This is a genomic window from Aminobacter sp. DSM 101952 (assembly GCF_001424795.1).
Taxonomy (GTDB): Bacteria; Pseudomonadota; Alphaproteobacteria; order Rhizobiales; family Rhizobiaceae; genus Aminobacter; species Aminobacter aganoensis.
The window spans coordinates 115,226-138,470 of the sequence record NZ_LMCL01000034.1; the positions used below are offsets into that span (position 1 = coordinate 115,226).

A 23,245-nucleotide genomic window follows, 5' to 3' on the forward strand; every position below is an offset into this window, starting at 1 on the left:
ATTTGCCGGGCGAAAAGGCGATGTTCCGCCCTATCGCGCCACCTGGCCGGCCTCCCAGCCGAGGATCGCGCGCTTGCGCGTCAGGCCCCAGTGATAGCCGGTGAGCGCGCCGGATTTGCCGAGCGCGCGGTGACAGGGCACCACGAAGGAAAGCGGGTTGGCGCCGACGGCGGCACCCACGGCGCGGCTGGCTTTCGGCGCGCCGATCTCGGAGGCAATCGACGAGTAGGTGCAGGCCCGGCCCATCGGGATCTTGAGCAGGGCTTCCCAGACGCGGACCTGGAAATCGGTGCCGATCATCACCACCCTGAGCGGCTGGTCCTGGCGCCAGCGCGCCGGGTCGAAAATGCGGGCCGCGTAAGGTGCCGTGGCGCTCATGTCCTCGACATAGCTGGCGTTGGGCCAGCGGTCGGACATGTCGGCAAAGGCTTCCCGCTCTTCGCCGGCATCATTGAAGGACAGGCCGGCAAGGCCACGGTCTGTGACCATGACGAGCGCCACGCCGAAAGGCGAAATGTGGTAGCCGTAGCGGATGGTGAGCCCGGCGCCGCGCGTCTTGTAGTCGCCCGGCGACATCGCCTCGTGGGTGACGAACAGGTCGTGCAGGCGCCCCGGGCCGGACATGCCGAGTTCGAACGATGTTTCGAGCAGCGGCAGCCCCTCGTCCAGCAGCTTGCGTGCATGGTCGAGCGTCACTGCCTGCAGGAAGGCCTTCGGCGACAGGCCGGCCCAGCGGCTGAACAGCTTCTGCAGGCCGGTCGGCGTCTCGCCAACTTCGTCGGCCAATGCGTCGAGCGAAGGCTGGTCGCGATAGTCGAGGCTGATCTTTTCGATCACCCGGCGCACGGTCTCGTATTCGGCGCCGACGGGCGTGATGTCCTGCTGCAGGGTGGCGATGGGGCTCATTCTCGTCTGGGCGTTCATGGCGATGTCTCCTTGAACGCCAATATCGGCTGCCTCACCGGCAATTCCCACCCGATTCCTGCTCACCGCGTCCGTGCCGTGGCCAATGCGCGCGAAAATGCGGTGGCAAAGCTCTCGCGGTCGTCGGGATTGAGGAAACTGCCGATCGGCACGCTCTTTTCGCGCGACTCGACTGCCATGCCGGTGATGCCGATCTCGTCATGGCGGGACACGGCAAACCGTGCCCAGAACGGGTTGAAGTGGAAGCGCTCCGATTTGCCGGACGGCGCGGTCTTCAGGATGTCGAGGCTGGTGCGCGACACGCTCACCTCCTCGCGGGCAAGGGCGGCGCGGTAGTTGAGCCGGAAGGCGACGTAGATCGCGACCACGTCGAGGCCGAAGAAACCGAAGATCGGCCAGGCGCCGTGGCTGAGGAAGAAGACGCCGGTGACGATCCAGCCAAACAGCAACGCCCCCATAAGGATCATGAAGCCGGTGCGGCCGAGCGACCGGTGCGGCAGGAGCAGCGCCTTGAAGAAGGGCTCGTCAGCGGCAAAAGTGGCGTTTGTCTCGCTCATGCCGGTTAATTATAGAGAGGCGATGAAAAACCCCAAGCCCAAAGATAGCAGCAAGACTTCGACAGGTGGTCGCAGCACCGGCGCCGGCAAGAAGAAGCCGTCGGCCCGCCGCCCCCGTTCGCTCTATTCGGTGGATGAGGTCCGCGAGATCTTCCGCCGCTTCTCCGTCCAGCGGCCGGAGCCGAAGGGCGAACTCGAGCACGTCAACGCCTTCACCTTGCTGGTGGCGGTGGTGCTGTCGGCCCAGGCCACCGACGCCGGCGTCAACAAGGCGACGCGGGCGCTCTTCGCCATCGCCGATACGCCGCAGAAGATGCTGGCGCTGGGCGAGGAAGCGGTCGGCCAGCACGTCCGCACCATCGGCCTGTGGCGCAACAAGGCCAAGAACGTGATTGCGCTGTCGCAGGCCCTGATCCGCGACCATGGCGGCGAGGTGCCCGACGACCGCGACCAGCTCGTCGAGCTGCCGGGCGTCGGCCGCAAGACCGCCAACGTCGTGCTCAACATGGCCTTCGGCCGGCACACCATGGCGGTCGATACCCATATCCTGCGCATCGGCAACCGCATCGGGCTAGCGCCCGGCAAGACGCCCGACCAGGTCGAGGCGATGCTGGTGAAGATCATCCCCGACGAATTCATGCGCCATGCCCATCACTGGCTGATCCTGCATGGGCGCTACGTCTGCAAGGCGCGCAAGCCCGATTGCTGGCGCTGTGTCATCGCCGACATCTGCAAGTCGCCGGAAAAGAGCACGAGCGAGCCGGCGCCGCTGGTGCCTTTGGACGACATCGACCCGATCGAAGTCGCCGAAGCGGAGGTTACGGCTCAGTAACCGCGCGCCATCGTTGCGGCGAAGATCGGGATCAGCGCGAAAACGGCGACCTCCGCGGTGATGAAGCGGCGCACATGCGCGATCTCCGCGTCGGGCACGACATATGCCTCGCCACCTCCGGCCGTGCGCCAGCGGGCAATGCGTATCGTGGGGGCGACGGACAGCAGTCCCACTGCGGTGAATGCCGCCATCTTGGCCCAGAAGGTTGGGTTGTAGATGAAGAATTCCCAACCCTTGAGGCCGAAATAGACCCGCGCCGCACCGATGAGCACCAGCAGTCCGGCCAGGGCGCCATAGGCGGCGTCGACCCTGCCGAGCAGGGCGAGGCCACGCCGGCCGAGGCCGGGACGCACCAGGACGGCTTCCACGGCAATTACGCCGGCGAGGGTGAAGGCGAGCAGGTGGTGGACGATCGTGAGCAAGAGGTCGGTCATAGCTGCCTCGCGAAATCGTTTTCTGGGCGCCACGTTAGCAAAGCCAGGCCGATGTCGATATGACGGCGGTGATTGTCGCCGCATCGGTTGACGATCGGGCACATTGCCCGCAGATTCCGGCGATGGCCCTGACGCGCGACATCAACCCGATGCCGGACTGGATCCGCAGCGAACTCGTTTCGCGCGGGCTGCTTGCAGCCTATGAGGCGCGACCGGACTATCAGCGCAACGACTACCTCGGCTGGATCGGCCGCGCCAGTCGCGAAGAGACGCGCCACAAGCGGCTCGACCAGATGCTTGACGAACTCGAACGCGGCGGGGTCTATATGCGGATGGCCTGGAACGGCTAGCTGGCGGACATTGTCGGCGCTTTCTGGCCTGCTGCCTCGGCTGTCATCCGTGCTAGACCGGCGTCCTGTTTTCACGGAGCCTGATCGATGACCGTCTTTTCCCTTGCCGACATTCCCGTCATCGAGACCGAACGCACCATTTTGCGCGCGCATCGCATCGATGATTTCGACGCCTATGCCGCGATGTGGGCGGATCCCGTGGTCACGCGCTTCATCGCCAAGCCGCGCACGCGCGAGGAAAGCTGGCAGCGCTTCCTGCGCCATGCCGGCTCATGGTCGCTGCTCGGCTATGGTTTCTGGGCGATCGAGGACAAGGTGACCGGCCGCTTCATCGGCGAAGGCGGCTTCCACGACCTGAAGCGCGACATCGTGCCTTCGATCGAAGGCATTCCGGAAGCAGGCTGGGGTTTTGCCGCGGACATGCACGGCAAGGGCATTGCCAGCGAGGCGGTGGCGGCCTTTGTGCGCTGGGCCGACAGCCGCTTCGAGGGCCGCACGGTCTGCATCATCGATCCGCTCAATGGTGCTTCGCTGCGGGTCGCCGAAAAGCACGGCTACCGTGAAATCGGCCGCACCACCTATCACGGCGAGCCGACGATCCTGCTCGAACGCCAAGGCTGACGTTCGAAGGGGATCAGCCGCCGACCGCGGTCGACAGGATCGGCTTGGCAGTGCCGATGCGCTCCCAGCGGCTGCCGTTGCCTTGCGCCTGGCGGGCGAAATAGTCGTAGGGCGTGCTCGACCAGTCGCGGACCGAACTTGTCAGGTTGTCGAGGATGAGGTCGCCCTCGCTGGTGCGCACCGTCAGCACCGTATGGCCCTGGCCGCGATAGCGTGCGACCGTCAGCAGCAGCGCCGACGCCGGCCAGCCGCGCTTCAGCAGTTCGCGCTTCTTCAGGATCGCGAAGTCCTCGCAATCGCCATAGGCGACAGGCACGCGCCAGTCGTCGCCAACGTCGTTGCGTTCCTTGATGCGCGAGTTGACGGCGCGGTTGACCTGCTTGAGTTCCGACTTGAGGTCGGCCTGCAGCGCCACGACCTTGCTTCCGCCCGACGTGCTGCACAGGCCGGGTTCACGGCCGCAGAAGGAGGCGAAGGCGGGCGGCGCGAAGGCTTTGCCCCTGGTTTCCATGATGGTTCCGGCCTGGGCTGCCTGGATTCCGGCAAGCAAAGACGAGAATGCGATCAGCGCAATGAAGCGTTTCACAGCAGATATCCCCGATGTGTGGATTTCAGAATGACGTAAGGTGATTAATGAGGGGTTGCTAAAATAAAACGTCGGGAAAGGCGATAGCGGTTCGGCTGACAAATTGTTGCGGAGGTCGTTACAATTTGAACTATTCCGCCTCCGGATCGACGCTTTTGTCGCCAGCCTATCCGTTGACCACGAAGCAAAGCAGCAGTTCTGGCGTCCTTATCGGGGCACGGACGATGTTGAGTTGGCCACGGTAGCGTCGCTCGGCGGCGCTGATGACGAATCCGCTGGCGATAGGCACGCCGTCATTGGCATCGAGCTTGGCGAAGATGTCCGCGACGTTGAGATCGAGCGACAGCCGGAGATCGCGATGCGCGTCCTCGCCGAACCCGACGGGCAATTGCCTCCTGACCAGATGCTGGAAGGCGGGATTGAACGTCAGGATCTTCTTGGTCGACGACAGCGCGAAAGCAGGCGCCGGGCATGCGCCGAGAATGGCGTTGATCGTGCGTAGCGAGGCGAGCTTGCCGAGTGCCGCACCCTGGTCGGACATCCAGCGCAGGCAGGCCACGCGGATCGCCGAGGCCAGGTTCGCGGTATCGCCATTGGCCTGTGCGATCACCTCCACCATCTCGCCGATGGTCAGGTGGTTGTGTTCTGCGAGTTGCCGCAGCGTGTTCCAGAACAGGCGCTCGAGCCGGATGCCGCGGCGGGTGCCCAGGCGGACGACGACGCGAAAATCGGTGGTCAGATCGTCGGTCGAAAAGACGTGGATACCGTGGCTGTCGGGCTCGGTGGCGCTATCGTTCACGAAGCGCCTCGTCGCGTGCCTTGTTGATGGGCTTGAGCAGGTAGTTCAGGATGGTCTTTCGCCCGGTGATGATTTCCACGGTGCTGATCATACCGGGAATGATCGAGTAGGACTTGCCGTCCCTTTCCAGTGCCGAGCGGTCGGTCGAGACGCGGACCTGATAGTAGGGTTCGCCGGTGTTCTGGTCGACCAGGCTGTCGGCGGTGATGTTCTGCACCTTGCCGTCGAGGCCGCCGAAGACCGAGAAATCATAGGCCGAAACCTTGATCAGCGCCTTCTGGTCGGGGCGGATGAAGGCGACGTCGCGCGGCGAGACCCGCGCCTCGACCAGCAAGGTCTCGGATGTCGGCACGATGCCGGCGACCACGGCGCCGGGCTGCACGAACGCGCCGAGCGTGTTGACGTCGAGCGTGTTGACGATGCCGTCGACGGGCGAGCGGATGTCGGTGCGGGCAACGCGGTCGCTGGCGCCGCGGATGGTTTCATCGACGACCGAAAGCTCGGCCAGCGCCTGGGTCAGCTCGTCCAGGGCTTCCTGCTGCAGCTGCAGGCCGAACTCGTCGACCTGGAGCTTGGCTTCGACGATCGCGGCCTCGGTCCGCTTGATCGTCTCGTCGGCGAGGTTGAGCTGGCCGCGCATTTCCGTCTGCTCGCGGTCGACGCGGATCTGCTCGGTCTTGGCCATCAGGTTGCGCTTGACCATGGATGTGACCAGGGCTGCCTCGCGGTCGCTGACCTGCAGGCTTTCCGTCAGCCTGGTCACGTTGACCTTGGCCTCGTTGAGTTCCTTTTCGCGCTGGTCGAGCCGCGATTTCAGCACGTTGAGCTTGGTGTCGAAATTCTGCCGGCGCGCCACCAAGAGCTTCTGCTCGTTCTCGCAGATCTCGGGCGCGGTCTGCATCAGGTTTTCAGGGCAGGCCAGCGGTTCGCCGATCCGGCCTTCCTGTTCCTGCTTGAGGCGGGCGATGCGCGCGCCGAGCGTGCGCGCCTTGGCCTGCTGTTCGCCCAGGCTGGAGGTGCTGACGGTGTTGTCGAGCCGGACGATGAGGTCGTTCTTCTTGACCACCTGGCCGACCTTGACGGCGATTTCCTGGACCACGCCGGCCTCGCTCGCCTGCACGATCTGGGTCTTCGATGCCGGGATGACCTTGCCCTCGCCGCGCGCGATCTCGTCGACCTCGGCAAACGAGGCCCAGGCTACGAACGCCACGAACAATGCTGCGATGATCAGCACCGCGGCCGACGCGAAAAATGGCGGTCTGTCTTCTCTGGCTATCATGATGCCCCGTTATATTGAACGTGTTCAATATAATCATCCTGTCAAGCGGACTGCCTTCAGCTATTTGGCTTCTGCAGTGCCTGAATGACTTTTTCCTTGGGACCATCCGCAACTATACGGCCCTGTTCGACGACGATGAGGCGGTCGACGATTTCGAGCATACTGTAGCGGTGGGTCGATATGATCAGCGTGGTCTTGTCGTTGAACGCCGTCTTCAGCTGCCGTATCAGCTGGCGCTCGGACGCCAGGTCCATCGAGCCGGACGGTTCGTCGAGGAACACGATCTTGGGTTTCGTCATCAGCAGCCGGGCGATCGCCACGGCCTGCCTCTGGCCGCCCGACAGGTTGGTGCCGCGCTCCCCGACATTCATGTCGTAGCCGCGCGGATGGCGCGAGACGAACTCGTCGACGCCGGCCAGCTTTGCCGCGTCGATGATCTCTTCGTCGGTGGCCTCTGGCCGCGCCATCAAGAGGTTTTCCTTGATCGTGCCGGAAAACAGGTCGCCGGCCTGGGCGACGATGCCGACGGCGGCGCGCACCTCGGAAGGGTGGTACTGGCGGATGTCGATGCCGTCGAGCAGCAGCTCGCCGGTCGTCGGCAGGTAGAGCCGGCCGACGAGCCGCCCGAACGTCGTCTTGCCGGAGCCGATGCGCCCGATGATGCCGACGCGCTCGCCCGGTTTGATCGTCAGGTTCACCCCGGTCAGCACTTCGGTCTCGGTACCGGGATAGACGAAGCCGACATTGCGCATCGTCAGCGCGCCGACCCGGATCGGGCGGTTGACGAAGCCGACGGTGTCGGGCCGGTCTTCCGGCTGCTGCATGATGGTGTTCAGCACTTTCAGCGACAGCGTTGCCTGGCGGAAGCGCGATAGCGTCATGGCCAGCTGGCCGAGCGGTGCCACAGCGCGGCCCGACAGCATCACCGCCGCGATGATGGCGCCTGTCGAGATGGCGCCGCTGTCGAAGGCGTAGGCGCCAGCCACCACCAGTGCCACGGTCACCATCTGCTGGATGAATTGCGTCATGTTGGCCGCGGCCGCCGACAGCTCCTTGATCTTTTCGGAGGTGTTGGCGGCATTCTTGGAGTGCTCGCGCCACTTGCGCAGCAGGTAGGCTTCGGCGCGCAGCGACTTGATCGTCTCGATCGTCGAGATCGATTCGACCAGCAGCGACTGGCGCTGCGACGCCTCGTTCAGCGATGCCGCGACCCGCTTGCCGATGCGCTGCTGCGCCACCAGCCCGATGACGACGGCCGCGATGAAGGCGATGATCGGAATGACCACCAGCCAGCTTGCCACGGCGTAGATCACCAGCAGGAAGACGAAGACGAAGGCGGTGTCGATGAAGGTGCTGACCGTGTTGGAGGTGAAGAATTCGCGCACGAACTCATACTGCGTCACCCGGTTGGCATACTCGCCGGTCGAGGCGGGGCGCGAGCTGAGCGAGGTGTTCAGCACCTTCTCGAACAGCATGTAGGAGATGCGCAGGTCGGCCTTGCGTCCGGCATGGTCGATGAGCGCGGCGCGCGCCGTCTTCAGCAGCAGGTCGAACAGGATGGCGGTTGCCACGCCGATCGCCAGCACCCACAGCGACGAGATCGACTTGTTGGGCAGGATGCGGTCGTAGACGTTCATCGTGAAGATGGGCGAGGCGATCGCCAGCAGGTTGATGAAGATCGCCGCCAGCGCCACGCGCGAATAGGACCGCCAGAACGAGCCCAGCGTGCCGTACAGCCAGTGCGGCCGCTCGATCTTCGCCGCGGTGCCGACGGTCATGTCCTCGGCGGCATTTGCATAGGTGATGGAGAAGCCGACGCCGCCGGTGATCGGCACGCCCATCAGTTCGGCGCGCGAGATCGAGGTGCGGCCATCCTCCTGCGGTCCCGTCAGGAACTCCGCGCCTTCCCTCTGCTCCGCCAGGATGGCGATGGGCAGCCGGTTGGGCCGGAAGACGATGGCCGGCAGGTCGAAGCGGCCGCGCACGAAATCGCGATGCTCGAACTCTTGCGTTTCCAGGCCGATGCGCTCGGCCAGGTGGCGTATTTCCTGAACTTCGATCCTGGTCGCCGAGATCGGCACGCCGGAAAACAGCACGGTTTCGGCGCTGGGGCGGCCGAGATAGGCAGCCACCGCCGAAAAACAGGATTTGAACGCCTCGACCGGAGTCTGGATATGCGTCTGCTGGTTCATGACGGACGGGGGCTGCCGTCAGGCAGACACCCCTACTTCTTTCTGACCGGAGCGAGCAGGTCGAATGGCATGTCGTTGACTTGCTCCGACGGCGTCCGCGCATAGGTCTCGGTGTCGGCGGTCGCCGGCACGTTGAACTCGCTGCGGGCGTAGGCGGCAGCCTGCTTGGCCGGTGCGATGTTCATGGTCTTCAGCAACTGGCCCGTCGCGGCCAACAGCCGGTATTCGGCGAACAGCGACGCGAATGATGCGGTGTTTGCCAGCGTCTCGGTGTTGAAGCGCGTGTTCTGCGCGTCGAGCACGTCGAGAAGCGAACGCTGGCCGACCTTGAACTGCTCGCGATACGAGGTCACCAGCCTGTCATTGGCGACGGCCTGCTGGCGCAGCGTCTTGGCGAGGTCAGCCTGGCGGAAGCGGCGATCCCAGGAGATGCGCACGGCTTCTTCGATCTCGCGCTGCACCTGATGCATGGCAAGGCGCTGCTCGCTGACGCGGCGGATCTGTTCCTGCTCGTTGGCCTTGTCGATGCCGCCGCGATAGAGGTTCCAGCGCAGCACCAGGCGGGCCTGCAGGTCGTTGGTCTCGTCGGCCGAGCCGTCGATGTCGTTGCCGACGCGGGCGCGGCCTTCAGCCACCACTTCCGGGCCGTACTTGGCGCGCGCTGCATCGACCAGCGACGCCGCGGCGTCGATGTCGCTGCTGGCCATGTGGATGCGCGGATTGTTGCGGCGGGCGAGGCCGATCGCATCGTCGAGCGAGCGCGGCAGCGCCTTGGCCACCGAACCGGGCTTGGACGGGCTGACCAGCGGCTTGCCGACGGTCTTGAAGAAGCGGATCTTGGAGGCTTCCAGCTCTTCGGACGCCTCCTGCACGCGCGCCTTGGCGGCGAACAGGCGTTCTTCGGCCTGTTGGCGGTCGGCGTCGGTCAGGGCGCCGCCCTGGATGCCTTCGCGAATGTCGCCGAGGATCGACTGGTGGAAGCCGAGATTGCGCTTGGCTTCGCCCACGATCTGGGCCTGGAGCACGTATTCGAGATAATCCTGGACGACCGAAAGGCCGATGAATTCGGAGCGTTCGAGCACGCGGAAGGACGCGCCGTCGACGCGCGAGGCCTGCCGGGTGAGCTCGGCGCGGCGGGCGCCGTTGTCGAACAGCTTCTGGGTGACGACGACGCCGGCTTCAGACGGATAGAGCGCATCGTCTTCGATCGACAGGGCGCGGCGCGAGGGATTGTCGAGCCGGCGTACGCCGGTCGAGGCTTCCAGGTCCACGCTGGGGAGGTAGAGACCCTTTGCCTGCCGCAGTTCGAACTCGATCGCTTCGCGGTTCTCGATGGCCTGGCCGATCTCGGGATTGGATTCGACGGCCACCGCCATCGCTTCCTTCAGCGACAGCGCGCTTGCTCCGTTGCCCGACAGCATGGTCGCCGCCAACAACACCGCCAGCCGCTGCGCCAGGCGCCCAAAATTCAACTGCATCTAAACTCTCCCCACTCCATCCCGTGCATCTAAACTCTCCCCACTCCATCCCGACATTCGTCGCAGCCGGGATCCCAATCCGTACCCGCCGTGAGCAATTATCCAGCGGCGCATGAAAATCGACAGCTATTTGATAGTCCAGAACCTGAATCGGGGGGCATTGTGCTATTTGGTCAAAGCACTGATGCAAAAATACTACATTTCCGGCTGCAAAATTTGAATTTGTTAATGAACGTCGAGGTTGTGCACAGAGGGGCCGCGTGCCCGGCATGTCAGGCCAACCTGTAATTGTCCGGCAGGCGCGCGGGCGATTCCATGCTTCATCGTCTTTGGGCCGCCGGTCCACTATTGCCGCACCGGGCCTTCGCCGGGCGCGATCGTTGTGAAATCGTTGCCGACAGAGGCGATTTGCGCCGATCCTGACCGTGCGCCATGGATCCAGGCGCGGTCGGTGCTGAACGAATAGAGCGGGACGTAGCTCCTGTAGACGTCGTCGCCGGCCACGGTGTTGCTCAGATTGTCGAGGATGAAGTTTCCACTTTGGGTGGCAACCGACAGCACGGCATGAAACACGCCGCGGCCGGTGTCCTTGAGTACAACCAGGGACATGCTCCGGGCCGGCACGCCGGCCTCGATCAGTGCCGCCATCTTGAGGATGACATAGTCTTCGCAGTCACCGACGCCGCGCGACAGTATTTCCGCAGGCTTGGCCCAGTAATCCAGGTTGCCGTAGACTGCGTCGTCCTGACGGTAGGCGATCATCGTGTTGACGGCGCGGTTGACGCTGGCAAGCTTGTCCATGAACTTCTTGTCGCGGGCGCCCGTCGCGACGGCAGCAAACTCGGCGCCCCTCTTGCCGCAGTTCGCCTCGGCGCAGTCGTTGATCTTGCTGTAGACCTTGGCCCAGCGGCCTGCGACCGGGAAGTTGCGCATCGGAATGGCAACCGAGCCGAACACGCCTGGCACGATGGCAGCGGTCTTGATCGGATCGATGCCCGCGGGAACGTCATCCTTCTGCGAAGCGGTGCGCACCGCCAGGCTGTAGCCATCGAAGTTCGGGCCGAACTGGAAAGGTTCGCTTGTGGCGGCCGCTGCCGGCGGTTGCGGCAGCATCAGGCCGCCGAGGAGCTGCATGGCGCTTGGCTGGTTCAGTGTGGCCGCTTCGGCGTCGGAACCTTCGCTTGCATGGGCGCCGGGCAATGCGATGGCAAGAAGAGTTGCTGCCGCAAATATGTTCAATCCGAGCTTCGAAACGTTGGTCGATGTTGCTTTCATGTCGCCCACCTATTTTGGTGAAAGCTAGCAACATCGTCTCAAATTATCGGAAAGGAACAAAGGTAATCGGGAGATAATCTTCAATATACGCTTTAAATCGAATTTTATGCGAATTTTATACTTTGTCTCGGAAGGGCTGGCGCTGCGCCGCGATCCGTGGCCTTGTTGGCCCCGAGCGGAGGAGTGCGGGCAGCCTGGCATGGCAAGTGGCAGATCTGAATTCTGGATGGTCTGGTGCGGGCGAGGGCGGGTTCGATGACGCCGGCGCGGAAAATGCTGGTTCATGCCGGGGCGGCCCTGGGCATCGGCGCCGTCGCACTGACCATCATGGCGGCGAAAAGCGCCCATCGGCCGTCGCAGCCGATATTCGATCCCGTGTCGACCCAAGTGCGGGCGCTGCCGCCGCCTCGGCATCAGGGTGCGGCCGCCGCCGTGGCGCCGCCGAGCCCGGCCCGACCGATCTCGCCCGAGGTGGTCGCGCCTCCCGAGATCGCCAGGCTTGAATTGGAGCGTATCGAGGCAAGGCCGCCTCTCGGCGATCTCGGGCTTGCCCCGCCGCCCAAGCGAATCGAGCCGGACGACTGGGAGGGCACGCTGCTCTATCGTCCCGTGGTGACCTCCTCGGCCTCGTTCGAGGCGATGGGCTACACCATTCTCCTTTCCGGCACGAAAGCCATCGGCAGCGACCAGGATTGCGAGTTCGAAGGCATCTCCTGGCGTTGCGGCGAGCGCGCCATGCTTGCCTTCAGATATTGGCTGCGCGGACGCGCGCCCCTGTGCCAGGTATTGCCGCCGGCCGAACGTCAGCCGGTGGCGGCCGCCTGCAGGTTGGGAAAACAGGACGTCGGCGCCTGGCTCGTCTCCAATGGCTGGGCCCATGCGCTGCCCGGTGGTGGCTATGAAAAGGCCGAAGAGGTGGCGCGGAAGGCCGGCATGGGCATGTTCGGCCCACCGGATTGATCGGCATAAATCGACGCAGCAAGTGGCTTCGGCCTGTTCAAAAGCACTGGTTTCGCCTAGTTTCCGGCAGATCCGTCAAATTGTTCGTATTCACAGAGGGAATGTTTCATTCTCCCCGGATAGATCGATTCGACATGAGAGCGGAGGGATCTGGCGTGGACAATTCGGGTGCGGGGAATGCGGGTCGTGGCTGGGCGCCGGTCGCCCGCTATGCGTTGATGGGCTCGGCCGCATGCGCAGTGGTTGCGGCGGGCGCCGCGGCACTTTTGTTTCAGGGCCAGGGCGATCCCGTGTTCTGGCGTGGCGTCATTGGCGCCGGCGCCGTAGCCGGCCTGGTCGCCGCACCGCTGCTCGCCATCGTTGCCAATGAACGGCGCAAGTTCGGCGCGCTGAAGTCCGAGGTCAGCCGGCTGTCGTCGACCGACGCGCTCACCTCCTGCCTCAACAGCGGCGTCTTCGCCAATCTGATCGATGCTTTCCGCGGCAACTCGACGTCGGGCGGTCGCCGCCAGGGCGCCCTGCTCGTTGTGGAGATCGATGATTTCCGTGCCATCAACGCCAAGTTCGGCCATGCCTGGGGCGACGAAGTGCTGAAGAGCGTCGCCGGAACGATCAAGTCCTCGGTGCGCGCCGGCGACCTGGTCGGCCGCATCGGCGGCGAGGAATTCGGCATCTTCCTGCCCGGCACCAGTCGCGAGAACGCCGAGCGCGTTGCGGAGCGTATCCGCGGCACGGTCTCCGACACGGTGCTCGAGCCGGGTGCCCGGCAGTTGCCCCTGTCGGTCAGCGTCGGCGCGGTGCTGTTCGAGGACCAGGTCGAGTTCGATGATCTGTTCCGTCATGCCGACGACCGCCTCAGCGAGGCCAAGGCGCGCGGCCGCAACCGCATCGAGTTCGCCGACATGCCGGCGCAGCCGGAGGCACGGCCGGGCCTCGACTCCTGAGGCCCATGCGGCCTTGCAGGCCTATTTGCGAAACCGGTAGAATCTTAACGGTTCGCGCAAGAATTCCTGAAATCTCAGCATGTCCTGATGTACCTGCTTTTCATCTGGCGGGGCAGGTACGTGGAAAATCCTTCGGGCGAAACGCGGCAACTTCGGCGCCTGGCGGCGATGGCCATGTGTCATGGCTGGCGCGCCGAGGCGATGCCGGCCGGGGTGACCCTGCAGCTTGAGTCCGCCTCGCCAATGGCAATCGGCGCACCCAATGTCTCGGCCTGCAACAGTTGGTTGCTGGCGCATATATCGCCAGTCTCTAATCTGTGGTGGGGCTTGATTCGCACACCGAACGGAGAGGGAGAATACCCGGTGTTCACAAGCAGAAAGTTCCTCGTCAGCGCAGTCTCGGCATTCGCCATCAGCGTTTTGCCGATCACCTTCGATTCTTCGTCCATCGTCAATTTCGCCAAGGCCCATGCCAAGGGTGGCGATCATGGCGGTGGCAACGACAGGGGCGGTGGAAACGACAAGGGCGGCGGGAACGACAAGGGCGGTGGCGGCTCTGATCGCGGCAACAGCGGCGGCAAGGGCAAGGGTAAGGACGGCAACTCGTCGAAATCGGGTGGCAAGTCGGCCTCGTCGGGAAACCTGATGGACTCGCTGTTTGGTGGCGGCAACAAGCCTTCTGTCCAGAAGGCGAAGCCCGGTGCTGCGAAGAGCGCCAAGTCCAGGCAGAAATCGAAGACGCCCGAGGTTCTCACGGCGTCGGTCGGCAAGACCGCGAAGGAAAAGAACCTCAACGCACGGCTGGCCGGCCTCAATTCGCTCAATCGCAATTATCACGCCTATCTCAACTCCCAGTCGCCCAGGATGGCGCTCGTCCGCGAATTCGTGCTGCAGTCTGCGAAGGCCGACCTGGCGGGTGAAGCGCTGGCAGCAGCCACGGAAAAGGCGGCGCAATCGCAGTCGGCGTTGGATGCGGCCCTTGCCGCGATCGAGCCGTTTGACGGCAGCGCGCCGATCGCCGATCCGACCGCCGATGCGCTCCAGGCGCGACTGGACGAGCTGAACGGCATGGAGCCGCCGCTCGACGCAGCCGAGTTCGATGCCTTCAACGCCGAAAAGCAGGCTCTTTCGGATGCGCTGGCGGCTTCCGACCAGCTTGTTGCTGACGATCAGGCCGTGGCGGACGCCCAGGCGGCTGCCGACGCGGCAGCCGAAGGCACCACGGACGCGGACCTCAAGGAAGCCCTGATGGCGGCCGCCAACAAGAACCGCGTTGCCGAGTATGGCGACGACTACGTCAACGACGAGGTGATGGATTGGGCCAAGGGCGTCCTTGGTGTCGGTGACGCCTACGGCAAGATCGACCAGATCAAGGAAACCCTTCCGGTCGAAACGGCGGAAGCCGGGCCTGCGCCTGCTCCGGTGGTCGAGCCGGCGCCCGAGACCGCGCCGGCCGTCGTTCCCGTGGTGTTGCCGGCCAACTGATCGAGGCCGCGGGCCGGCAAACGGCCATGGCTGGCTTCAAGCGTTTTCAACCGCCGTCGGGTATCCCGGCGGCGGTTGTGTGTTGAAGTCCTTGCGGCGAGCCGTGCGCCAGCATGTTTGCACGCCGCCAGGACCGTTCGTCGGCATGAGAAAAACAGCCTGAAGTCCGTCGGCACCCGTTGACACGGGGGTGTCCGTTTTGCAGAGTGAAACCGGTTTCACTTTCCGGGAACGTGCCGCTTGAAGTTCGACCTGTCGATCCTCGCCAAGCATATCCCCTTCCTGATGGAAGGGGCCTGGCTGACGTTGCAGGCCTGCACGCTGGCCGTGATCGGTTCGCTGGTGCTCGGCCTGGCCGTCGGTGCCATGCGCACGTCGGCCTCGCCGCTGCTCAACAGGCTGGCGGCGGTCTATGTCGACATCTTCCGCAACATCCCGTTCATCGTGCAGCTGTTCTTCTTCTATTTCGGCCTGCCCGAGATCGGCATCTACATCGATGCCTTCACGACGGGCGTCGTTGCGCTTTCGATCGCCGGCGGCGCCTTCACCTCGGACGTCATCCGCTCGGGCATCTTGGCAATCGACCCGGGCGTCATCGAGGCAGCGCAGGTCAGTGGGCTGAAGAAGAGCACGATCTTCCGCAGGATCATCCTGCCGATTGCCCTGCGCGCCTCGATCCGGCCGCTCGGATCGGTGTTCATCAACCTGATCCTGACGTCCTCGATCCTGTCGACGATCACCCTCAACGAACTGACCGGTTCGGCCAAGATCGTGGCGTCGAACACGTTCAGGCCCTTTGAGGTCTATTTCGTCCTGCTCGTCGCCTACGCAGCACTGACCTATACGGTGTCGATCCTCATCGGCATGCTGCACCGCCATCTCAACCGTCACCAGGCGGAGGGGGCGGTCTGATGCGCTACGGGGATTTCACGCCGTTCGACATCGTGCTGCTGCTTCAGGGCCTCGGCGTCTCGCTGGCGCTGTTTGTCTCGACGACGCTGATTGGCCTGGTCATCGGCACGGCCTGGGCGGTGATCCGCTTCTATCGCGTGCCGGTGCTGGCCCAGATCGTCGCCTTCATCGCCGAGCTGCTCAAGAATTCGCCGGTTCTGGTGCAGCTGTTCCTGGTCTTCTTCGGCCTGCCGGCCTTCCTCAAGATCAACGTCACGCCGACCGAGGCCGCCGTCATCACGCTCTCGGGAAACAGCGCCGCCTTCATCTATGTCATCGCGGTGTCGGCCATCGAGTCGGTGGGGCGCGACCAGATCGAGGCGGCGCGGGTCTTCGGCCTCACCCGCTGGCAGATCCTGCGCCGGGTCATCGCGCCACAGGCGGCAGCCTTCGCCATTGGCCCGCTCACCGGGCTCCTGGTCAACCAACTGCAGGTGACCTCGCTGATCTCGGTCATCGGTGTCATGGACCTGACCAAGGTCGGCAATATCCTCAACCTGCGCACGCTCAAGCCGTTCATCGTCTGGACCGCCGTCGGCGCGCTCTATTACCTGACCGCAAAGCTGGTCGCCTACGCCGGAGGCCGTTTCGAGAAGCGGCTCAGGGCGCACACGGCATGGAGAGGCCTCTGATGATCAGCGTATCCGGCCTACGCAAATCCTTCGGCGCGGCAACCGTGCTCAATGGCGTCGATCTCGAAATCCGCCAGGGCGAGGTCGTCTCGGTTCTCGGCTCCAGCGGCTCGGGCAAGTCGACGCTCATCCGCTGCATCAACGGCCTGGAGAAGATCGACGCCGGCAAGATCACGGTCGACAATTTCGACGTCTCCAAGCCGCGCGAGCTTTCCGAGGCGCGCAAGCGCTCCGGCACCGTCTTCCAGCTCTTCAATCTCTATCCGCACATGACCGCGGTGCAGAACGTGGCACTTGCCCCCGTCGAGGTGTTGAAGGTGCCGCGCAAGCAGGCCGAGGCCGAGGCGCGCGAGCTGTTGAAGTCGGTCGGGTTGAGCGATCGGGCCGACGCCTATCCCTCGCAGCTCTCCGGCGGCCAGCGCCAGCGCGTCGGCATCTGCCGGGCATTGGCCATGAAGCCGAGCTACCTCCTGCTCGACGAGGTCACCAGCGCGCTCGACCCCGAGATGACCTCGGAGGTGCTGTCGATCCTGGCCAAGCTCGCCAAGGGCGGCACGACGATGGTGTTCGTCACCCACGAGATCGAATTCGCGCGCTCCATCTCGTCGCGCATCGCCTTCCTCGACAAGGGCCAGCTCATCGCCGACCTGCCGACCGAGCAGTTCTTCTCCGACAAGGGCATGGCGCTGCCGCGCGTGGCTCAATTCCTCTCCAAGATGCGTAAAGACTGAAATGATCCTGCTTGCCAATTCCGAGGCCTGGCCCGGCTTCTCCAAGAGCGTCGACCTTCTGAAGGCTGGCAGCCACGGCATCGACGCCATGGTCGCCGGCATCAGTGAGGTCGAGCGCGAGGTCAAGGTCCGTTCGGTCGGCTTCGGCGGTTGGCCGAACATGCTGGGCCGTATGGAATTCGACGCCGGCGTCATGGACGGCACGACGCGCGACGTGGGTTCGGTCGGCGCGGTGCCGGACACCATTCCGGTCGCCGCCCTTGCGCATGAGGTGATGAAGCGACTGCCGCATGTCATGCTGACCGGCGACGGCGCGCGCCGCTTCGCCACCGAGATCGGCTTTGGCGTCGACGAGACGCTCTACGAAGACAGCAAGCGTGTCTGGTGGAAGCGGCTCGAAAAGGAGCTTTCGCCGGATGAGCTGGCGAAATTCCCCGACGTTCCGCTGGCGCCGCTGAGCCGCACCATCACCGATCCCGAGCGGGTGCGCGACACCACCGTGTTCCTGTCCAAGGACAGTGCGGCCGGGCTCAACGTCGTCACCTCGACCTCGGGCTGGGCCTGGAAGTATCCGGGCCGCTTGGGCGACTCGCCCATCCCCGGCGCCGGCTTCTATGCCGACAGCCGCTTCGGCGCCGCCGCCTGCACCCATACCGGCGAGATGACCATGCGCTGCGGCACCGCCCGCACCATCGTGCTGGCCATGCGCCTCGGCCATTCGCTGGAGCAGGCCATCGCGCTTGCCATCGAGGAACTGCGCGAACTGAAAAGCGGGTTCCTCGCCGGCGTCGTCATCCATGCGCTGGATGCCAAGGGCAACCACAAGGTCGTCAGCCTGAATTGCGAAGAGCAGATCAAGTACTGGTTCTGGGACGAAAGCCTGCCCGAGCCGGAACATCGCTTCGCTGAACCATTCACATCCTAACAACCCGAGGGAGAGGGAAAATGAAGAACCTGATCACGAAACTGGCCGGCATGGCGCTTGCCATCGGCATGGCGGCCACGGGCGCTGCCCAGGCCGGCAAGATCGACGAGATCCGCGAGCGCGGAACCGTCCGCATCGGCGTGTCGCTCGGCGGCGAGCCGATCGGCTTCCGCGACGCCCAGAACAATCCCGTCGGCTATGACGTCGATGTCGCCACCATGCTCGCCGAAAAGCTCGGCGTGCCGGTCGAATTCGTCGACGTGTCGGGCGATGCCCGCATCTCGATGCTGGTCTCCGGCCAGATCGACATCGCCGTCGCCAACACCTCGGCGACGCTCGAGCGCGCCAAGTCGGTCGACTTCTCGATCCCCTACAACCGCGCCGGCCTGCGCATCATCGTCCAGAAGGACGCCGGCATCACCTCGCTCGAAGGCCTCGCCGGCAAGAAGATCGTCGTCGGCCGCGGCTCGACGGGCGAAACCTTCATCAAGACTGCGGCGCCTCAAGCCGAACTGGTCTACACCGACAACTTCTCGCCCGAAGGCGTGCTGCTGCTGCAGCAGAAGCGCGTCGACGCGGCCATCGAGGACTCCTCGCTGCTCGACTACCTTGCTACCAAGAACGAGAACCTGGTGACGCTGCCGGGCCTGCACTCCAACGACCCGATCGGCATCGCTGTCGCCAAGGGCGACGAGGGCTTCGTCCGCTGGATCGACATGTTCGTGTCGGACTACATCCAGAGCGGTGCCTACGAGACCAACTACAAGAAGTGGTGGGGCGAAACCGCCAATCCGCCTGCGCTCACCCCGCTCTGGTAAGGCATGCAACGGGGCGCGCTGCGCTGCCCCTCATCCGCCTGCCGGCACCTTCTCCCCGTGAAGAACGGGGAGAAGGACGAAGCGGCAACGCCGATGCCCCCCTCTCCCTGTCCTTCACGGGGAGAGGGTAAGGGTGAGGGGCGACTTAGTTCTTACCCGGCGAGTTCGACCATTTTCGCCCTACGACGTCGCCCGGGGCACGAAGAAGGTCGGCACCGTCACGTCGGCCTTGCCGTCGGCGAATTCGCCCGGACGGCTGAGGAAGCGCAGGATCTCGCCGACATAGGCTTTCTTGTCGTAGCCGATGGACGAGATCGGATAGGCTTCGAAGTCGGTCAGCGACAGATTGTCGAAGCCGTAGAGCCTGAAGCGCCTGGGTTGGTTTTGCGGGAAGCCGTCGCGATGAACGTCCATCACGCCCATCGCCATCGCGTCCGACGTGCAGAACACCGCGTCGACATCGGGCCAGTCGCCCGATTGCGCCATCTGCCGGCCGCTGGCGTAGGAATAGTCGCCGCGCAGCTCGGCAACGAGCCGGATGCCGTGCCGCTGCATCTCGGCCTTGTAGGCGGCGACGCGGATCTGCTCGACCGGCGAGGACACACGGCCGGTGACGAGGGCCGCAGTGGCGACCCCTTTGCCGGCGGCGTCGGCCACCGCTTCGGCGATGCCGATCGCCTCGTCGGGAACGACCGAAGGCGAGGAGCCGTCATGCATGCCGTTGAGCATCAGCACGTCGTCGCTGCGGAACATCTTGCGCACGCTTGCGGCGTCGGCAAAATCGGAGAACACCAGTGCTGCATCGACATGGTAGGCAACGCCGTTGCGCAGGAATTCCTCGATGCGCTCGACCGAGCCGACGCGCAGGAAGATGACCTGCTTTCCGATCGACTGGATCTCTCCGATCAGAAGGTCGAACAGGTCGAGGTCGGAGAAATCGTGGATGTGGTTGACGATGACCGCGATGAGATTGACCGTCTTGGTGGTCAGGCTGCGCGCCAGCAGATTGGGCTTGAAGCCGAGCTTCTCGGCTGCTTCGAGCACACGCGCCCGCTTGTCGGCCGACACCGGGCGGCTTTCGCTCGACAGCGCCCGCGAGGCGATGGCGCGCGACACGCCGGCAAGCTCGGCGACATCGGCGATGGTCGGCGACGTCCGTCGTTTGCGCGAACTGTCCATTGCTTCCTTTGCGCGGTATCGGTCATGAAATCCGGCGCGTCCGGCCGGATGCCCCGCCGCGGAATTTCTTTCGGGAACTGATTTGATGATTACCTGCTTCGACATTGGCGGTTCAACGATAAAAAGCGCACGCGCCCGTTCGGCCGGCGAAATCGAGATCATCGACAGGGTGGCGACGCCGCTCGACGACTTCGATGCCTTCGCCGCCGTCATCGCCGGGCGCGTCGCGGCGGACAGGGGCCGCACGAAAGGCGTGTCGATCTCGATCGCCGGCGTCGTCGACCCCGCTTCGGGCAGCCTGAAATGCGCCAACATCCCTTGCCTCGACGGCCGGCTGATCGAAGCCGACCTTGAGCGTGTCATCGGCCTGCCGGTCCGTATCGCCAACGACGCTGACTGCTTTGCATTGGCCGAGGCGACCAGTGGTGCCGGCAAGGGCCACCGCAACGTCTTCGGCGTCATCTTGGGCACCGGCGTCGGCGGCGGGCTGGTCATCGACGGCCGCATCGTTGCCGGTGCCGGCGGCTATGCCGGCGAGTGGGGCCATGGCAAGGCGCTGCAGACCGCGGTCGGCAAGCCGCCGGTCGAGGTCCCCCATTTCGCCTGCGGCTGCGGCCAGTCCGGCTGCGTCGACACCATCGGCGGCGCCCGCGGCATGGAGAAGCTGCATCACCGGCTCTGCGGCGAAGTGCTGTCGAGCACCGAGGTCATTGACCGCTGGCGCGCCGGCGAGGCCAGCGCCAGCCGCACCATCGACATCTATCTCGAACTGGTCAGCGTTCCCCTGGCGCTGACGCTCAACATCATCGGCTCGTCGGTCGTTCCGGTCGGCGGTGGCCTGTCCAACGTGCCCGAACTTATCGAAGCGCTCGACCGCGAGGTCCGCGGACGCACCCTGCGTCGCGCCGCCGGTCCGCTGGTGGTGAAGGCCGCGCTGACCACCGAGCCCGGCCTGCTCGGCGCCGCCGCCCTCGGCCTCCAGGAGATCGCCCGTGTCTGAAGCGACAATGCCTGAAAAGATCCTGCTCGAAGTCTGCGTCGACAGCCCCGAAGGCCTCGCCTCGGCGATTGCCGGCGGCGCGGACCGCATCGAACTTTGCGCCGCGCTGGAGACCGGCGGCCTGACCCCGTCGCCCGGCCTGATGGCGCTCGCCGCCAAGGCGCCGATCCCGGTCTATGCCATGATCCGTTCGCGACCCGGCGACTTCGTCTATGGCGACAGCGACATGGCGGCATTGCTTGCCGACATCGACGCCGTGCGCGCCTCGGGCCTCGAAGGCGTCGTGCTCGGCGCCAACCATGCCGATGGCAGCCTCGACCGCCAGGTTCTGGCCGGGCTGGCGACCCAGGCCAGGGGCCTGGGCATGACGCTGCACCGTGCCTTCGATCTCGCCGGACCGGACTTCGCAGGCGCCATCGACCTCGCCGTCGAACTCGGCTTCGAGCGCATCCTGACCTCGGGTGGGGAAACGACGGCGCTGAAGGGGCTCGACGCGCTTGCCGCCTGCTTTGCCCACGCCGGCGACCGCATTGCCATCATGCCGGGATCGGGCGTCAATCTCGAAACCCTCGCCGCCATCCAGGCGCGGCTGCCCTTCCGCCAGATCCACTCGTCTTGTTCGATGGCGGTCGACGCGCCCGCCGGCAAGGCGCGGGAACTCGGTTTCGTCGCGCCGCGGCCGAAGCGCACCGATGCCGGCGTCGTGGGCAGGATGAGGGCTGCACTGGACAGGCCCTAGGTCTTTTCGCCCAGGTCCTTGGTCGAGACTTCGTAGAGCGTCTTGTCGGTGGTGCCGTCGATGCCGACCATGCTGACCTCGTGGCCCCACAGGCGTTGGATATAGCGCAGCGTCTCGTTGCGCGTATCTTCCTGCAGCGTGGTGCCGTGGTGGACCGTGTGCTTGATGCGCAGCTTGCGGTCGCCCTTGAGATCGGCGTCGACCGCCTGGATGTCGGGCTGCGTCACCCCGACATCGTAATTGTCGGCGAGACGCGAGCGCACGCGTTCATAGCCGCGTTCGTCATGGATCGCCGTGACCTCGTAATAGGGGTCCGAGGCCTCTTCCTGCAGCGAGAACAGCCGCATGTCGCGGATCAGCGCCGGGCTCAGGAACTGCCGGATGAAGGACTCGTCGCGGTGCGTCGCCCATGCGTCGAGCAGCGTGCCGCACCAGTCGCCATTGCCGGCAAAATCCGGGAACCAGTCGCGATCCTCTGCCGTCGGCTCGGTGCAGATGCGCTGGATGTCGCGCATCATGTTGAAGCCCAGCGTGTAGGGGTTGAGGCCGCCGTAGCGCGGGTCGTCGAAGGAGGGCTGGAACACCACGTTGGAGTGGTTCTGCAGCACCTCCAGCATCGTGCCTTCGCTGATCTGACCCTTGTCGAACAGGCGGTTCATGATGGTGTAGTGGGTGAAGGTGGCGCAGCCTTCGTTCATCACCTTGGTCTGCCGCTGCGGGTAGAAATACTGCGCGATGACGCGGACGATGCGCAGGATCTCGCGCTGCCAGGATTTCAGCACCGGGCTGTATTTCTCCAGGAAATAGAGCAGGTTTTCCTCGGGGTATTCGATCGCCGACTGCCGCTCCGACATGTCGGTCTCGACGCCGCGCGGCGCCTCGGCCTCGGGCGCCTGCGGCAATGTCCGCCACAGGTCGCTGAAGGTGCGCTCCTCATGCTCCAGCCGCTCGCGGATGCGCGCCTGCTCGCGTTCGACCGACAGGCGCGGACGGCGGCGATAGCGGAACACCGCCTGCGGCATCAGCGAATGGGCGGCATCCAGGACGGCTTCCACTGCCGCCGGTCCGTAACGCTCCTCGCAGCGCGCAATGTAGCTCTTGGCGAACTCCATATAGGCGAGGATGGCGCCGGCATCGGTCCATTGCTGGAACAGATAGTTGTTCTTGAAGAAGTGGTTGTGGCCGAACGAGGCGTGCGCGATGACCAGCGTCTGCAGCGCCATGGTGTTCTCTTCCATGAGATAGGTGATGCAGGGATTGGAATTGATCACCAGCTCATAGGCGAGCCCCATGCGGCCTTTGCGGTAGAGGTTCGATTCGTGGACGAAATGCTTGCCGAAGGACCAGTGCTGGTACATCAGCGGCATGCCGATCGAGGAATAGGCGTCGAGCATCTGCTCGGATGAGATCACCTCGATCTGGTTGGGGTAGAAGTCGAGGCGAAGCTCGTCGACCGCGATCTCCTTGATCGCCTCATAGGCGCGCGACAGGTCGTCGAAGTTCCAGTCGGAACTGGTGAAGAGCAGTTGGGAGCTTTTGGCGCGATTCTCCACG

Annotated in this window: 24 protein-coding genes; 13 read left to right on the plus strand and 11 right to left on the minus strand. The window is 64.6% G+C overall.

What is annotated here, in order from left to right; all coding sequences use genetic code 11:
* Positions 1-30: 30 nt before the first annotated feature.
* Positions 31-924, minus strand: a complete 894-nt coding sequence (locus ASC75_RS23505; protein WP_055981383.1) for a methylated-DNA--[protein]-cysteine S-methyltransferase — start codon at positions 922-924, stop codon at positions 31-33.
* A 62-nt stretch (positions 925-986) separates the two neighbouring features.
* Positions 987-1,481: a DUF2244 domain-containing protein gene (locus ASC75_RS23510; RefSeq protein WP_055981386.1), complete on the minus strand. Its 495-nt coding sequence runs from the start codon at positions 1,479-1,481 to the stop codon at positions 987-989.
* Between the two features lie 22 nt (positions 1,482-1,503).
* Between ASC75_RS23510 and nth the strand changes: the two genes are divergently transcribed.
* Positions 1,504-2,313 (plus strand): endonuclease III, encoded by an 810-nt coding sequence (nth, locus tag ASC75_RS23515; protein WP_055981389.1) that lies wholly within the window; start codon positions 1,504-1,506, stop codon positions 2,311-2,313.
* Here the strand turns inward: nth and ASC75_RS23520 are convergent.
* Positions 2,307-2,747 (minus strand): DUF2214 family protein, encoded by a 441-nt coding sequence (locus ASC75_RS23520; protein WP_055981392.1) that lies wholly within the window; start codon positions 2,745-2,747, stop codon positions 2,307-2,309. The genes nth and ASC75_RS23520 overlap by 7 nt on opposite strands.
* 59 nt (positions 2,748-2,806) lie before the next feature.
* On the opposite strand from ASC75_RS23520, the gene ASC75_RS23525 reads away from it, so the two are divergent.
* A complete protein-coding gene (locus tag ASC75_RS23525) occupies positions 2,807-3,097 on the plus strand; it encodes a YdeI/OmpD-associated family protein (RefSeq protein ID WP_244487923.1) in 291 nt (96 codons plus the stop codon).
* 87 nt (positions 3,098-3,184) lie between these two features.
* Positions 3,185-3,718, plus strand: coding sequence for a GNAT family N-acetyltransferase (locus ASC75_RS23530; RefSeq protein ID WP_055981395.1), 534 nt, complete (start codon positions 3,185-3,187; stop codon positions 3,716-3,718).
* Positions 3,719-3,731: 13 nt separating this feature from the next.
* Here the strand turns inward: ASC75_RS23530 and ASC75_RS23535 are convergent, their stop codons facing one another.
* The 6 genes from ASC75_RS23535 to ASC75_RS23560 all read right to left on the minus strand — a co-directional run bounded on the left by ASC75_RS23535 (position 3,732) and on the right by ASC75_RS23560 (position 11,327).
* On the minus strand, positions 3,732-4,304 hold the full coding sequence (locus ASC75_RS23535; RefSeq protein WP_055981399.1) for a transglutaminase-like cysteine peptidase: 573 nt from the start codon (positions 4,302-4,304) through the stop codon (positions 3,732-3,734).
* Positions 4,305-4,470: 166 nt separating this feature from the next.
* Positions 4,471-5,103, minus strand: coding sequence for a ribbon-helix-helix domain-containing protein (locus ASC75_RS23540; protein WP_055981402.1), 633 nt, complete (start codon positions 5,101-5,103; stop codon positions 4,471-4,473).
* On the minus strand, positions 5,093-6,382 hold the full coding sequence (locus ASC75_RS23545; RefSeq protein WP_055981405.1) for an HlyD family type I secretion periplasmic adaptor subunit: 1,290 nt from the start codon (positions 6,380-6,382) through the stop codon (positions 5,093-5,095). Before ASC75_RS23545 ends, ASC75_RS23540 begins: the two co-directional genes overlap by 11 nt.
* Positions 6,383-6,438: 56 nt before the next feature.
* On the minus strand, positions 6,439-8,574 hold the full coding sequence (locus tag ASC75_RS23550; RefSeq protein WP_055981408.1) for a type I secretion system permease/ATPase: 2,136 nt from the start codon (positions 8,572-8,574) through the stop codon (positions 6,439-6,441).
* A gap of 32 nt (positions 8,575-8,606) precedes the next feature.
* Positions 8,607-9,995, minus strand: a complete 1,389-nt coding sequence (locus ASC75_RS23555) for a TolC family protein (protein WP_162244955.1) — start codon at positions 9,993-9,995, stop codon at positions 8,607-8,609.
* Positions 9,996-10,397: 402 nt separating this feature from the next.
* The gene (locus tag ASC75_RS23560) at positions 10,398-11,327 is read right to left on the minus strand and encodes a transglutaminase-like cysteine peptidase (RefSeq protein ID WP_082496732.1); all 930 of its coding nucleotides are present in this window, start codon (positions 11,325-11,327) and stop codon (positions 10,398-10,400) included.
* A 273-nt stretch (positions 11,328-11,600) separates the two neighbouring features.
* Here ASC75_RS23560 and ASC75_RS23565 point away from each other — a divergent pair, with 273 nt between their 5' ends.
* The 8 genes from ASC75_RS23565 (at position 11,601) to ASC75_RS23600 (ending at position 18,773) form a co-directional block, all read left to right on the plus strand.
* Entirely contained in the window at positions 11,601-12,287 is a 687-nt protein-coding gene (locus tag ASC75_RS23565) for a thermonuclease family protein (RefSeq protein WP_156381374.1), read from the plus strand.
* Positions 12,288-12,442: 155 nt separating this feature from the next.
* Entirely contained in the window at positions 12,443-13,231 is a 789-nt protein-coding gene (locus ASC75_RS23570) for a GGDEF domain-containing protein (RefSeq protein ID WP_055981413.1), read from the plus strand.
* A gap of 363 nt (positions 13,232-13,594) precedes the next feature.
* On the plus strand, positions 13,595-14,716 hold the full coding sequence (locus ASC75_RS23575; protein ID WP_156381375.1) for a hypothetical protein: 1,122 nt from the start codon (positions 13,595-13,597) through the stop codon (positions 14,714-14,716).
* A 240-nt stretch (positions 14,717-14,956) separates the two neighbouring features.
* The gene (locus ASC75_RS23580) at positions 14,957-15,628 is read left to right on the plus strand and encodes an amino acid ABC transporter permease (RefSeq protein ID WP_055981417.1); all 672 of its coding nucleotides are present in this window, start codon (positions 14,957-14,959) and stop codon (positions 15,626-15,628) included.
* Entirely contained in the window at positions 15,628-16,299 is a 672-nt protein-coding gene (locus ASC75_RS23585; protein ID WP_055981420.1) for an amino acid ABC transporter permease, read from the plus strand. The genes ASC75_RS23580 and ASC75_RS23585 overlap by 1 nt, the downstream gene beginning before the upstream one ends.
* Positions 16,299-17,030, plus strand: a complete 732-nt coding sequence (locus ASC75_RS23590) for an amino acid ABC transporter ATP-binding protein (RefSeq protein WP_055981424.1) — start codon at positions 16,299-16,301, stop codon at positions 17,028-17,030. Before ASC75_RS23585 ends, ASC75_RS23590 begins: the two co-directional genes overlap by 1 nt.
* A 1-nt stretch (position 17,031) precedes the next feature.
* Positions 17,032-17,955: an isoaspartyl peptidase/L-asparaginase gene (locus ASC75_RS23595; RefSeq protein ID WP_055981432.1), complete on the plus strand. Its 924-nt coding sequence runs from the start codon at positions 17,032-17,034 to the stop codon at positions 17,953-17,955.
* A 20-nt stretch (positions 17,956-17,975) separates the two neighbouring features.
* Positions 17,976-18,773, plus strand: a complete 798-nt coding sequence (locus ASC75_RS23600) for a transporter substrate-binding domain-containing protein (protein WP_055981435.1) — start codon at positions 17,976-17,978, stop codon at positions 18,771-18,773.
* Between the two features lie 180 nt (positions 18,774-18,953).
* Here the strand turns inward: ASC75_RS23600 and ASC75_RS23605 are convergent, their stop codons facing one another.
* Positions 18,954-19,952, minus strand: a complete 999-nt coding sequence (locus tag ASC75_RS23605; RefSeq protein ID WP_055981438.1) for a LacI family DNA-binding transcriptional regulator — start codon at positions 19,950-19,952, stop codon at positions 18,954-18,956.
* Between the two features lie 85 nt (positions 19,953-20,037).
* On the opposite strand from ASC75_RS23605, the gene ASC75_RS23610 reads away from it, so the two are divergent.
* Positions 20,038-20,952 (plus strand): ROK family protein, encoded by a 915-nt coding sequence (locus ASC75_RS23610; RefSeq protein WP_055981441.1) that lies wholly within the window; start codon positions 20,038-20,040, stop codon positions 20,950-20,952.
* A 7-nt stretch (positions 20,953-20,959) separates the two neighbouring features.
* A complete protein-coding gene (locus ASC75_RS23615; protein WP_055981444.1) occupies positions 20,960-21,691 on the plus strand; it encodes a copper homeostasis protein CutC in 732 nt (243 codons plus the stop codon).
* On the opposite strand, the gene ASC75_RS23620 is transcribed toward ASC75_RS23615, so the two are convergent.
* Complete coding sequence (locus ASC75_RS23620) at positions 21,688-23,244, minus strand: SpoVR family protein (RefSeq protein ID WP_055981447.1); 1,557 nt, start codon at positions 23,242-23,244, stop codon at positions 21,688-21,690. The two genes, ASC75_RS23615 and ASC75_RS23620, sit on opposite strands and share 4 nt — an antisense overlap.
* Position 23,245: the final 1 nt, after the last annotated feature.